The organism is Halomonas sp. ATBC28, assembly GCF_005937175.1.
Classification (GTDB): Bacteria; Pseudomonadota; Gammaproteobacteria; order Pseudomonadales; family Halomonadaceae; genus Vreelandella; species Vreelandella titanicae.
On the sequence record NZ_VCQL01000007.1, the window covers coordinates 97,088 to 110,660 of the forward strand.

The window sequence follows — 13,573 nt, forward strand, 5'->3', positions numbered from 1 at the left end:
AAATAACTGTTGTTTCATACAGTATACGGAGGGGCGCCGCATCAACAAGCTCTGAGTAGAGATTTATCGCTTCCTGTCAGGGTCTTCCCCGAGTTCTTTTAAGGATGGTGTCGCAAGCTCATCAGCATGGGCGGTCTCAGGCGTTAGCCCATCAAGCAGGGCTGCTTCCCAGTCCTCGACACCAACGGGTTCAAACGGCTGCTCATAGCGCTGTATGGAGCCTTTGAGCTTTTGCAGTGGGTTATTTTGTGGAGTCTCCACTGGTTTTTGTTCTTCACCTGACATTACAGCCTCCTTGGTTGGCATTGCCCTTATTTTTAAACTGCATCTTGCGCGATGATGCACGCGTGGTAAGGTTAATTCATCTTAACCATGATGTTGGCATCGCTGCATGAATCATCAACCCAAAAGACGATGTTTGCTACAGAGTATTGCTGTCATTCAGCCTGGCTACCCCTTTCGTGGAAAGCTAGAGCTGGATAGCCAAGGCGATGCTTTTGTTGTGCAGTATCGCCACCTTGTCGTGGGTGAAGCCCTTTATGACCCACAAGGCAAAACGCTGGATCGGGTGACGTTGCCAGGCCGAAAACACCCAGAATATCTCTGTTCAGGCGACATCCTGTTTATGGCCAAGGGCACGCGTAACGATGCGGCGGTGGTTCGGGAGCTTCCACGCAATACTGTCTGCACGCCGAATTTCTATCACATCCGGCTAGCCCCAAATGCGTGCAACGTAATGCCTGAGTTTTTGGCTTGGCAGCTCAACCATGTGGCTGCCCAGCGCTATTTCGCCATGTGCTCGCAGGGTTCGGCGGCTCCCAGTATCACCAAGTCACAGCTGGGCAACCTGCCTATTGTGGTGCCGCCTATTGAAAAGCAAACGCTGATGGTCAAACTGGCCGACGCCGCCACCCGCGAACAACAGCTTTTGAACCAGTTAATCGAAAATCGGCAGCGCATGGTTGATGCCGCTGGCCACCAACTACTTCGTCCTGATACGACGACAGGAAAATGTTATGAGTAACGATTCCGTTAAGCAGGAACAGATCAACAAGGCGGTCTGGAATGCCTGCGACACCTTTCGGGGCACGGTAGATCCCAGCATCTACAAAGATTACGTACTGACGATGCTGTTCGTGAAGTACCTGTCTGACGTGTATCAGGATCACTACGACAACTATGTGGCCGAATACGGTGATACCCCGGAGCTAATCGAAGAGCTGATGAAAAATGAGCGCTTCGTACTACCTAAGGATTCCGGCTTTTACGCCCTGCATGACCATCGGCATGAACCAGGCAACGGCGAGCGTATCGACAAAGCCCTGCACGCCATTGAAGAGGCCAACATCGTTAAGCTGGCCGATGTGTTCCAAGACATCAGTTTCAACTCCAACAAGCTGGGCGATGAAAAGCAGAAGAACGAGATTCTGCGCCACATCCTGGAAGATTTTGCGAAGCCCGAGCTCAACCTGCGCCCAAGCCGTATTGGTAAGCTGGATGTGATCGGCAACGCCTACGAATACCTGATCAAGAACTTCGCGGCCACCTCAGGCAAAAAGGCCGGTGAGTTCTATACCCCGCCGGAAGTCTCCGAGCTGATGGCTGAAATCGTTGAGCCAAAAGAAGGCGATGAGATTTGCGATCCGGCCTGTGGTTCCGCCTCGCTGTTGTTGAAGTGCGCCAATCAGATCCGCAAAGGGGCCGATGGCTCCAAGAGCTTCGCGCTGTTCGGTCAGGAAGCAATTGGCAGCACCTGGGCCTTGGCGAAAATGAACATGTTTCTGCACGGCATCGACAACCATAAGCTGGAATGGGGCGACACCATCCGCAATCCCAAGTTGCTGGATGAAAACGGTGGCCTGAAGCACTTCGATATCGTGGTGGCCAATCCGCCGTTCTCGTTGGAAAAGTGGGGTGTAGAAGGCGCCGAAAGCGATCCCTATGCCCGATTCCGCCGTGGCTTACCGCCCAAGACCAAGGGTGATTACGCCTTCATCCTGCACATGATCGAGACGATGAAACCAAAATCAGGCCGCATGGCGGTGGTCGTACCCCACGGCGTCCTGTTCCGTGGCTCTAGCGAAGGCAGAATTCGCCAAAAGCTGATTGAAGAAAACCTGCTAGATGCCGTAATCGGCCTGCCCGAGAAGCTGTTCTACGGCACCGGCATTCCGGCAGCGATCCTGGTGTTCCGTAAGGATAAAACCGACAACAACGTACTGTTCATCGACGCCAGCCGCGAGTTCAAGGCAGGTAAGAACCAAAACCAACTCTCCGATGACAATATTGCTAAGGTGGTCGACACCTATAAGCAGCGTAACACCCGGGACAAGTATTCCTACGTAGCCAGCTTGGACGAGATTCAGGAGAACGACTTCAACCTCAACATCCCCCGCTACGTAGACACCTTCGAGGAGGAGGAAGAGATCGACCTGATGGCCGTGCAAGCAGAGCGGAAGGAGATCGAGGCTGAGATTGCGAAGTTGAACGAGCAGATGGACGCATATCTGAAGGAGCTGGGTTATGAAGGTGCCTGAGGGGTGGAAGTCTGATGATTTTTCGGGTGTTGAAATTGAAGTCATCGACGGTGATCGAGGCAAGGAATACCCGTCCTCCGACGATCTTTTAGAGGATGGCTATTGTGTTTTCCTAAGTGCAAAGAATGTCACCAAAGCGGGATTCAAATTTGATAACGTTCAGTTTATTTCTGAAGAAAAGCACCGAAAACTTCGGAAAGGTGAGGTACGCAGAGGTAATTTAGTCCTAACGACCAGGGGAACAGTCGGCCAATTTGCTTACTTCGATGACTCTGTGCCCTATGACGTCATACGTATAAACTCGGGAATGGTGATCCTTGAAACCGCTCAGTCGGAGCTATCCTCCGAGTTTCTGTATGCATTGTGCCGTTCTCGGTTAATTGGAAAACAAATTGAAGCTGCGGCTTTCGGTTCAGCTCAGCCGGCACTTACTGTGAAGGTAGTAAAAAAACTCAGGGTGCCAGTCCCTCCCCTCCCTGAACAAAAAAAGATCGCTCAGATCCTCTCCACCTGGGATCAGGCTATCACCGTCACCGAGTGCCTGCTTGAGAATAGCCAACAGCGGAAGAAAGGGTTGATGCAGCAGCTGCTGACCGGGAAGAAGCGGTTGCCGGGGTTTGTAGGAAAGTTCAATACAACGACATTGAGCGACGCAGCTATCATTATAATGGGGACTTCACCTAAATCAGCATCCTACAACTCGACAGGAGATGGTTTACCGCTACTTCAAGGGAATGCAGACATTGAAGGTCGCCGATCAAGACCGCGAGTTTTCACTTCTGAAGTGACGAAGTGCTGTCAGCCTGGGAATATACTGCTTAGTGTTCGAGCACCTGTTGGTAGTGTCGCTATTTCGGATCACGAAGCATGTATTGGGCGTGGTATTTGTGCAATAGAGGTTAAAAACGGTAACGACCAAGGTTTTCTATACCAGTGGATGCTTTGGTACGAGCCGCGCTGGGCCAGCTTGTCCCAAGGCAGTACATTTGAATCAGTAAACAGTGCGGATATCAAAAATCTCCAGATCAAGCTGCCTGAGACGAGAGAACAGAAGGTGATAAGCGAAGTCTTGTCCGCTGCTGATCGAGAGAGTGAATTATTGGTGACACGCCTGAACCACCTAAAGAAAGAAAAGAAAGCCCTGATGCAGCAGCTCCTGACCGGCAAACGGCGGGTGCGGGTGCAGGTGGAGGCAGCATGAACACCGCCCCCCAAGGGAACGAACAGCATGCCAGTCACATTCCCGCCCTAGCGACATTGATCAATCTGGGCTGGACGTTTCTACCTGCCACAGAGTGTCAGGCGATACGAGGCAGTCAGCGGGATGTGGTGATGAAGCCGGTGTTGGAGCGCGTATTACGCCAGCGCCGGTTCACATTTAAGGGTGAATCGTACCCTCTGTCTGATCAGGCTATTGATCAGGTAATCCGAGAGATCACGACGCCCTCCATGGCTCAGGGCTTAATGGACGCCAACCAGTCCGTGTATGACATGTTGACGTTGGGTATTACTGTGACCGAGTTCGTGGGCGGCAAGAAAGCCCAGCCGACGATTCACTTGATCGATTGGGAGCACCTAGATAACAACGAATTCCACATCACCGAGGAGATGGAGGTGCTCTCCACCCAGGGCACCCATACCCGCCGACCCGATGTGGTGGCGTTCGTGAACGGTATTCCTTTGGCGGTGATAGAGGCCAAGCGTGCCGCTTCTGGCAACCCCAATAAGAACATGGTGGAGGAAGGCATTAGCCAGAACCTCCGTAACCAGAAAAACGATGAAATCCCTTACCTGTACGCGTTCGCCCAGTTGCTGCTCGCCATCAGCAGCAACGATGGCCGGTACGGTACGACCCATACCCCGGCCAAGTTCTGGTCAACGTGGAAAGATGAAGAGTTTGACGATCACTACGTTCAGGGCATCAAGAACCAGCCCTTATCTGGCTCCATTAAGGACTTGCTATTCCAGGGCAAGCCCCCGAAGATCCGGGCTTACTTTGAACAGCTATGGTCAAAACACGTTACGCCAACCGAACAAGACCGGCTTCTCGTCGGCTTGCTGGATAGGCACCGGTTTCTAGAGTTTCTCCGGCTATTCATCCTGTTCGACCGTAAAGTAGGCAAGATTGCGGCCCGTTACCCCCAGGCGTTCGGCATTAAGGCTCTGTTGGAACGCATCTCCGACTTTAAGCCCAGCGGCGAGCGCCGGGGCGGCGTGCTATGGCATACCACCGGCTCAGGTAAATCGTTCACCATGGTGTACCTATGTCGCGCTCTACTGCTCAGTGACGCGCTAAAGAACTGCCGGGTCATCGTCGTCACGGATCGGGTAGATCTTGAGAAACAGTTATCCAAGACCTTTCTAACCGGCGGTGCCTTTGGTAGTGACATTTCCGGTAAGAAAAGCGGTGACTCTCTGGCCAAAACGCGTTCTGGCAAGGAGCTGGCCAAGCGTATAGGCCAAGGCAATGAGCGTATTATGTTCACCATCATCAACAAATTCGCTTCCGCCGCTAAGCAGCCAGAATGCTATAACCCCTCGGAAAATATCATCGTGATTGTGGATGAAGGCCACCGCAGCCAGGGGGGTGAAAACCACCAGCGGATGCGCCAAGCCCTGCCCAATGCATCGTTCATTGCGTTTACCGGCACGCCGCTACTGAAAAACGAGAAAAGCGAAACTGCCGAGAAATTCGGGTCCATCATTCACGCCTACACCATGAAGCGGGCGGTGGAAGACGGCACCGTGACGCCGCTGCTGTACGAAGAGCGAAAACCCCAGCTAGATGTCAATCAGAAGGCGGTCGACAGCTGGTTTGATAAGGTGACCGCCGCCCTGTCAGACGACCAGAAAGCCGACCTCAAACGCAAGTACGCCAAGCAAGGCCAAATTTATACCGCGCAGGATCGCATCAAGCTCAACGCGTTTGATATCAGCGTGCATTTCAGCGAAAACTTCAAAAAGGCGGGGTTGGAGCTCAAAGGCCAATTGGCCACCGATAGCAAGCTCAGTGCGATTCGCTATAAACAGGAACTTGATAGCGCAGGCATGGTGACCAGTGCCATTGTGATTTCTCCGCCGGATACCCGCGAAGGCCATACCGATGTGGATGAAACCAACCTGCCGTTAGTGCAAGCGTGGTGGAAGCAGAACGTTACGGGCGACCCGCAGGACTACGAGAAAGCCACGATAGAGGATTTCGGCACCGATGGCCCACCGGATATCCTGATCGTTGTTGATAAGCTTCTGACAGGCTTTGATGAGCCTCGTAACACCGTCCTCTACATCGATAAGCAGCTGAAAGGGCACAATCTGATTCAGGCCATCGCTCGCGTTAACCGGCTGCACCCTCAGAAGCCCTTTGGTTACCTGATCGATTACCGGGGCATTCTCAGAGAGCTGGATACCGCCATTAAGGACTACCAGAACTTTGAGGATCAGACTCAGGGCGGCTTTGCCATCGAGGATATTGAAGGCCTGTATGCCAACGTCGACACGGAATACAAGAAGCTGCCAAGGCTGCACGACCGGCTTCTAAGCTTCTTCGGGCATATTGATAACCGCCTAGACCCTGAACCCTATCGCCAGGTGTTCATGCCTAACTATGAAGCCGACGAAGACGGTGTAGAGGTGGATGTTCGTCAGGCACTGCGGGAGGATTTCTATGAGGCCGTCACCAACTTCGGGATGTGTTTGAAAACGGCGCTTTCTACACAGAGCTTCTTCGATGATAAGGCGTTTACCGAGGCGGATATCCGTCGGTACAAATCGGATTTGAAGTGGTTTTCAGACCTGCGTAAGACCGTGCGGATGGATGCTCAGGAAACCGTCGATTACTCCGCCTACGAGGGTCAGATTCGAGATCTGATTGATCGTTATGTCACCGGTGTCCATGTTGCCCCCGGCGATGAGCCCGTGCTTATCGACCCCGTAGAGAGCAACCCGGATAACTGGAGCGACGAGAAGACCAAAAACGAAACCGACAAAATCAAGACGCGTACCAAGAAGACCATCGAGGAGAAGCTAGGCGACGACCCCTACGCCAAGAAGGTGTTCTCAGCATTGCTGAAGGAAGCCATCGAAAAAGCTGAATCCATGTTCGACTACAAGGCGCAGTTCAAGCTGTTCAGCGACCTGGAAGCCAAGGTTGAAGAACGAGAGGTGCCTGACCTACCGCTAGAGGCGTTTAGCGGAAACAAGCATGCCCAGGCCTACTACGGCACGTTTAAACTCGTGCTGGGTGATGACTTCGCTGTGTTGGAAAAAGACAAAGGCGAGCAATTGATCGACGAGGCCTTTGAGATCGATACGGTGGTGAACCGTGCTGTGGCAGAAAACTCACTGAACCCCGTGGGCATTGAGCAAGATGTACGGAAACACTTGCTCCCGAAGCTGTTCTCACTGGTAGGCTTGGATAAAGCCAAAGCGATCCTGGATGAAGTGGTTCAGATTCTGCGTAACGGAGTAACAAAGTGATGACCGCTGTGGATGCCACGCAGGACGAACAATCACGCGTGTATCAAACGCGTTACGGTGAGCGAACGTTCAGCTACCATCTGTGCTATCTGCCCGAGCATAAAAAAGCCACGATACGGGTGCATGTTCACCCCAACGGCATGGTGCAGGTGGATGCGCCCAAATCGGCACCGCTGCCCGAGATCAAAGCAGCGGTGCAGCGTCGGGCGAGATGGATACTCAAGCACCTGGATGACATTGAAGAGCGAAACCGCTACGTGCAACCAAGAGCGTGGGTCAGCGGCGAGAGCATGCTTTACCTGGGGCGCCGGTACGTACTCAAGGTGATTGATGACCCAAACCAGCGGAAGGTCACCTGCAAGCTCATAGGCGGACAGCTGCGGGTGCAAGGTAAAGAACTGAGCACTGAGCGTATACAAAAGGCAATCCGCCAGTGGTACCGCGACAGAGCGGTGGACGTGTTTCAGCGCCGCCTAATGATGATGGTCGAGACGTTGCCATGGACAAAAACCGTACCCGATTGGCGCATGATCGACATGCAAACCCAATGGGGCAGCTGCTCACCCGAAGGTGCCGTGCTACTCAACCCGCACCTGATTAAAGCCAACACGCGAGCCATCGACTACGTGCTACTTCATGAACTGTGCCACCTAGTGGAGCACAACCACAGCCCGCGCTTCTATGCACTGCTGGATAGGTTTATGCCCGAGTGGCGGTCAGTGAAGGAGCGTTTGGATGGGCAGGTTGAGGTGATTTTGGTTGGGGTGTGAGTTTTTTGCTTGCCAAGGAAGAAGGTTATGAGCGTTTAGATTTTTTACGGTTGATAACAAAAATTCTTCGGTAATCCTCTTCACCTAAAGAATGATACCAATCACGTTGCCTTCGAAGATACTCGGCATGCTTCACTGGATCAGAACGAATACGCTCCAAGCGTGCACTTTCATACTCTCGTTTTTTTTGGAGATACCGCTTTCTAAGCTCAGGATCTGCGAGCTGTTTTGTTCGCCATGCTCTAAGAGTTAGACGGTGACGTTCACGTAATCTTTCGGCAAGATCTGGATCAGATGCTTTTAATTTTGATAGTTTATCTAAATATTCTGCACGTGAAAGCTTGAAACGGTTAGTATTTTTAATACGGTTATAGCGCTCTATCTCTTTTCTATTTGCTCTTGCCTTTCGACAGATATCTGAGCAAGTTTTTGATGGCATCCTGCCTTTTTTAGGGATCAGTGCGCCACACTCTTCACAAGGAGAGCCAAGGCACCACGGGCATGATTTCGGCCCTCGGTAAGAAGGTTTAGTAATTGTACGTGGGTAATTACCTTCCGTTCCACATTTACAGCGGCACAGTAGTTGTGAAGTGCCATTATCATTAATAACTAATAGCGAGCCAAAAATTTGGCCTGTACGGTCAGTCATAAAAGTTCTCAACTGTATAGCTATTTGCACGAAAATAATTGCACTTTATTCAATTAGCTTTCGTATAGCCCGGGCGAAACCCACATCAAAAACTATTCGCCCTTTATTGTTAAGTATTTCACCATGTGTACCTTCTATCATGCCGTGATAAGCTAGGTAATCCTTGCAAATTGCTTTTTTAAGCGATTCTATTTCAATATCTGTAAGTTGCTTAAGAGGAGAAAAAACAGTAACAACATTTGGCGAATTAATATTTTCATTTTTTTGAGGTCGATAGTCAATACTTATGCTTGAGTTGTTCTTTAAAGTGTTAAGTTGAGATTTTAACTGGTCTCTTTCTGAGATTATTGATTGTATTATTTGTCTTATGGCCGGGTCTTCAATCCTCTTGATGAAAGATAGGTTAGGCGTGCTGCTTTCGGTTGTAGGGCTCCCAGCGTATTCCTGCCAAGCATTAAGTAATATTTTGTAGTCAGCAGAAGCTGCATTATATAGGGCGCGTGATTTAATAATACCTTCGGCTTCCAATAATTTTCCAACTACAGAAACTGAAAAGTTTTTGTTACCGTTTTTAAAATGGCGGTGGCAAATTTCATGAATTCTAGAAAGATTCTGGATGCGCTTATTTCTTCCACCCTTAGCGGCTAGCGCATCATGCACTTCATTAGGGTGTATTGAATTTTGGTTAGTCATTTTTAATATCATCTAAAAGATTGCTAGAAATATTGTAAGAAAATTTACCACAGATTTCTTCAGTAGATAGTGCCATTTCTAAATCGACGTCAAAAAAATCTCTGATTTTTTGCTTGGACTCAATTAGAGTTATTAGTTCATTTTTGGCTAGCTCTGGGTTTAGTGTGTCTGCTTGTATAGCAAGGCGCTGTATAAAAGCATTACCTGTAGTTAATTGATCCTCTTCACTAAGGTTCATGAATAAAGGAGGGATGTTTTCTCGATAGAGAAGTTGGTCCAAAATTTGGCTGCGACGGAGAATAGCTTTTCCAGGTTCTAGGTCTGGATAGATTTCAATATCACCACACACCCCTGAAAGCTGAAGTAATTCTGAATCAGTCTCTTCGAATGAGATTGAGATTTCTTCTTTTGGTGCTATAGATATAAATTTAATGTTCTTGTAGTTGTCTTCTTGTAAAGCTTTTTTGCAGCGCTCCACAAGTCTCCAGCAGGCTACAATATTTTCAGAGATATCGCTAAAGCGTTTTATAGTTTTTTCCCAAAGCCTCTCAACTTGACGGTATTTCTTTAGTTTTTCAAAGGGTAATCCATTTTCCTCAGCATCAAGTTTTTCTTTTTTTAACTCTGTAAGCTGTTGTTCATATCTTAAATGGTCATTGCGAGATTCATCAAGGTGATATGATAAATTGTTGAAATGGGCTACAAGAGAAGGTAGGTAATGTGGTTCAGTCACAAACCATCTGCAGCGAATACAATTTCTAGCACCGCCAGCTACAGCTTCATATCGCGGAGGGCGAGAGGAGTCTCCTTTATAAATTTTATCACCGCCATTAAAACAACCCCCTAGCGATTTGTTTTCTTGATTCTCAACCGTGTTTCCTCCTGCTAAGCAAATACCATGGTGCATCATCATCCAGCCTGCAGGATTTCGGTCCCCTGTGTTTTTTTGGACTGAGACTTGTAAAGTCTCAGGATCATTGCAGATAGCAGTTTCAACTAAGTTGTGGTGTTCAGTGTTTTTTATGAAATTTACTATACTCTCTTCTTTTTTACTTTCTAAGTATTCGGCTGCATCGGAAAGTTTTTGATGTATATATGGCTGTCCAGGCTTAACATAATAGAGTGTCATGATTAAGCGACTATGTCCTACAAGTTTTTGTAGAATAGTTAGAGGTAACTGTCCATCTAAAGCCAACGCAGTAATAATTGAGACGCGAAGACTATGTAATGGAAAAAGTGTTGTATTCGATCCAGGCTTTCTAGTGCTTTTATTTGGCAGAAGAGTTATTTTGTCGCCATTGCTATGTGTTTCTTCTCTGGCCTCAAGTTTGTTTTCAAATTTCTCTAGCAATTTAAACCAACATGTATGCATTGCAGTTTCATGCATTGGTAGGTGTTTTTCATCAGGCTTCGCATCAGGGTTTCTAAAAAGAAAGCAAGCATTAGGATACTCTAAAAGCTGTTTCTCGCTTTTTTTGGACATGTGTCTATGATCTAACTCTGACCAGTTTGTCCTTCTTTTAACGGGATTGTATTTTTCTTGCCAGTCGCGTAATTTTTCTAACCAGTAAAATATATCTTGATGTAAAGGAGTGTCATCTAACCATGGGAAGGTATAGCCTTTCTCTATACCACTTTTTTGTATATCTGCTGTTTTATTAGTGTTCACATAAAATACAGTTGACACCTTGCTGTCACCTAATGGTGAGAAAGCTCTTCGAAATACACCTTGCTCTAGAGGTCTAGATTCATTGCCTTCAGAAATTAAATTAAAATTTATCTTCCAGCTTTTGCGGGAGTAACGCCAGGTGTCCGCTTCTCCAGAATCTAACATTCGTACTTGATATGTTCTTAAAGGAAGAATTAGTTTTGTCAAGAGCCCTACCCAACGCACAGGACTCCAGATTTCATATCTAAGTTTTTTATTTACTATTCTTTCACGCCAAACACAATCAGGATCCCTTTTGTTAATTAACTCATTATTAACTTCAAACCAGTCCGTATTCTTAGGCCCAGGTATGCCTTCTTTAGCACCCAGAGCACTTCTAGCCCATTTCCAATCAATAAAATTACTACCTTCAACAATTATTTTTCTAAGCTCATCTACATAACCATAGGGCAGTGGGTTATAAATGCTTTCACTATATTTTGGTAAGATGCTTCTGGATACTATCCTGATAGGATTGTGGAATGCTGGGCTTACAATAGGTTGGTCGTTATCATCAAAATCACTGTAATCTGTAAGCAATACATAGTTGATGAATTGATTTATAATGCTAGTATATTTAATGCCTGCAGCAGACTGTGGGCAAGCAGTTGAATAAAAGTCAGGGAGAACGCTACCTCGTTCTAAAAACTTAGCTGGGGAAGATGGTAAATTTTCTCTGTATAAGTAATCTCTAAAAAAATAGATGAATGCCTGTAACCTATCTTGTAAATTCACGTGTTCGTTAGCTAGCCATTTTACGGCATGCTCGTGCCACTGTGATAACTCAGGATGATCGCGGATGACCCAAGAAAGTGTTAAGTCACTAGATTTCACTGTGTTTTTTTTCATTCTCAGCTCTTAGTAATAATAGTAAGTGAGTTTTCAATATTTTTTGCAGCAGAAGACAAAGCTTTTAAGGTTTCAGAGGTGGTAGCTCTTGTATATATATCTTGGCTATTAATCGAAGAGTGGTGCATACACCTGCGTATTAAATCCTTGCTCAATCCGCCTGCACATAATCTGCGGCCATACGCATGTCTGTGTCCATGGGGAGTTGTTCCCAGCTGTTTGCCAGCTGGAATGCCAATACGATGGCAAGCAGCAGCGTGCGCCTTATTATACTGTGATAGAGTGTATGGAGCTCCTAAGGGGGCACGACTTAAGTTAATAAAAGCAAATGGATGGTTACGCTCAAAAAGGGCAACCTCTTCTAAATACTTATACCAAATATTTAAAAAATACTCACCATATTGAGGTGTGAACCAATGCGCTATTTTATAATATGACGCATCATGCATTCCCCCCTTCCAGCCTGAGTGATTTTTACCAAGCGCTTCGCTTCGAGGTAAAAGACCAAAATTTTTACTTAAATACTCTTTGCGGTTATAAGCCTTATTTAGATTGTTCGGAATATCATTTTTTGGCGGTTTTCCAAACATTGGATGATGAATAAGCACTTTTGCTTGAAGTGGATTAATTGGGTCTTTATGAACATCAGAAATATATAAATGAAAAGGTTCCGAGGCCCTAAATCCTGCCCCGTGTAGTAGCAACGTGATTAACATGTTTCTATAGTTCTGACGACCTCTAGTTTTAAATCCGTTAAATAAAAACTCTTCAAACCGATCCTCTGGAAATGCTGGAGGTTCTCCGTTTTCTATTTTAGGCGCTTGCCTACTCCTAACTTTTCTACCCACGGTGGAAGTTGGATTTGCAGCCCAGTTGTGTCCTAGGAAAGCTTTGCTTCTCCTGTATAAATAAGCAATTTTGTCCAGCTGTTGGTCGTAGGGACTGCCGCTGTATCTTGGGTTAAAAACAGGTGTTTTGGGATGTTCGTTATTTATCCAGTCGAAAAAGTTAGATAAGTTAGCAATAATTAATTTTACATTTTTTGGTGATCTAGCGCTCCAGCACAACCAACTATCGTCTAGCCCTGTTTCATTATTAAATGTGCCAGTGTAAAGCCTAAGTGAAAAGTTTCTGAAAACTATCTGAGAATCTGTTTCTTTAGGATTGGCTTGTATGTATTCAAAAAATAGCTTTACTGAAAAGATTGTTTTTTTCATCCACGAAATGCTTTTTTCTTGTATTTTATTGAAGCAATAGTGGAATAAAGGCCCAACTACTCCGCTGGGCGACATAAGTACGGGCATTTCAACGTATGAGCCTGAATTGTCAATTAATACTTTTGCTTTGGTAGTCACAAACATAAACTCACCGATGAATTCAACGAAAATATACACAGCTAAGCTGAAAGCTGGGGGCTGTTGTGAAACATAAACTATGTATGTATGTGGGTATATCTTCTTTTTTTGTGGAGCGCAACAAGTTTTTATCTTAAGAATGTATGAGCATTTACCCATGTATATATGCTTATTTAGCCTCGGAACGACCCTCGCATGGCAAAAAGTATGTATTACAATAGGGGGTAATAACGCACAGGCAGCTCAGAAAATACCCACCTCCTTTTGATTAGCGGTTAGTCGGTTAGCTGCCGCCCAGGCAGTATGGCTATAGATTTAAAGTATGTGCCCGTGGCACCGCTGCGCGGTGCTTTCGCGGGTGCGCTAACGCTTACGCCTCGCTACTCGAAATGTGCATGACCCCGGACTAGGTGGCAGAGTAGGTGTTGCCATATAGACCGTTCAGAAAGCATCGCCAGCGGCGTAAGCTTATTTAAGTGTGTGCCCGTGGCACCTCTGCGCGGTGCTTTCGCGGGTGCGCTAACGTACTCGAAATG

At 47.1% G+C, this 13,573-nt stretch carries 10 protein-coding genes; 5 read left to right on the top strand and 5 right to left on the bottom strand.

The window, feature by feature from the left end:
- Positions 1-63: 63 nt before the first annotated feature.
- Positions 64-285, bottom strand: coding sequence for a hypothetical protein (locus E0L35_RS09735; protein ID WP_138800142.1), 222 nt, complete (start codon positions 283-285; stop codon positions 64-66).
- Between the two features lie 106 nt (positions 286-391).
- On the opposite strand from E0L35_RS09735, the gene E0L35_RS09740 reads away from it, so the two are divergent.
- Genes E0L35_RS09740 through E0L35_RS09760 form a run of 5 tightly spaced genes read left to right on the top strand, consistent with a single transcriptional unit; the run spans position 392 to position 7,783 of the window.
- The gene (locus E0L35_RS09740) at positions 392-1,024 is read left to right on the top strand and encodes a restriction endonuclease subunit S (protein WP_138800143.1); all 633 of its coding nucleotides are present in this window, start codon (positions 392-394) and stop codon (positions 1,022-1,024) included.
- Entirely contained in the window at positions 1,017-2,537 is a 1,521-nt protein-coding gene (locus E0L35_RS09745) for a type I restriction-modification system subunit M (RefSeq protein WP_138800144.1), read from the top strand. Before E0L35_RS09740 ends, E0L35_RS09745 begins: the two co-directional genes overlap by 8 nt.
- Complete coding sequence (locus tag E0L35_RS09750; protein ID WP_138800145.1) at positions 2,524-3,738, top strand: restriction endonuclease subunit S; 1,215 nt, start codon at positions 2,524-2,526, stop codon at positions 3,736-3,738. Before E0L35_RS09745 ends, E0L35_RS09750 begins: the two co-directional genes overlap by 14 nt.
- On the top strand, positions 3,735-7,013 hold the full coding sequence (locus E0L35_RS09755; protein ID WP_138800146.1) for a type I restriction endonuclease subunit R: 3,279 nt from the start codon (positions 3,735-3,737) through the stop codon (positions 7,011-7,013). The genes E0L35_RS09750 and E0L35_RS09755 overlap by 4 nt, the downstream gene beginning before the upstream one ends.
- Entirely contained in the window at positions 7,013-7,783 is a 771-nt protein-coding gene (locus E0L35_RS09760; protein WP_138800147.1) for a SprT family zinc-dependent metalloprotease, read from the top strand. The genes E0L35_RS09755 and E0L35_RS09760 overlap by 1 nt, the downstream gene beginning before the upstream one ends.
- A gap of 25 nt (positions 7,784-7,808) precedes the next feature.
- On the opposite strand, the gene E0L35_RS09765 is transcribed toward E0L35_RS09760, so the two are convergent.
- From E0L35_RS09765 to gmtY, 4 genes are read right to left on the bottom strand one after another with little or no spacing between them, the layout of a single operon-like run.
- Positions 7,809-8,432: a hypothetical protein gene (locus tag E0L35_RS09765; protein WP_138800148.1), complete on the bottom strand. Its 624-nt coding sequence runs from the start codon at positions 8,430-8,432 to the stop codon at positions 7,809-7,811.
- Between the two features lie 45 nt (positions 8,433-8,477).
- Positions 8,478-9,125 carry a gamma-mobile-trio protein GmtX gene (gene gmtX / locus E0L35_RS09770; RefSeq protein ID WP_138800149.1) on the bottom strand — a complete coding sequence of 216 codons (648 nt, stop codon included), beginning with the start codon at positions 9,123-9,125 and terminating at the stop codon, positions 8,478-8,480.
- Positions 9,118-11,682, bottom strand: coding sequence for a VPA1269 family protein (locus E0L35_RS09775; protein WP_138800150.1), 2,565 nt, complete (start codon positions 11,680-11,682; stop codon positions 9,118-9,120). The genes gmtX and E0L35_RS09775 overlap by 8 nt, the downstream gene beginning before the upstream one ends.
- 2 nt (positions 11,683-11,684) lie before the next feature.
- Entirely contained in the window at positions 11,685-13,043 is a 1,359-nt protein-coding gene (gene gmtY, locus E0L35_RS09780; protein ID WP_138800151.1) for a gamma-mobile-trio recombinase GmtY, read from the bottom strand.
- Positions 13,044-13,573: the final 530 nt, after the last annotated feature.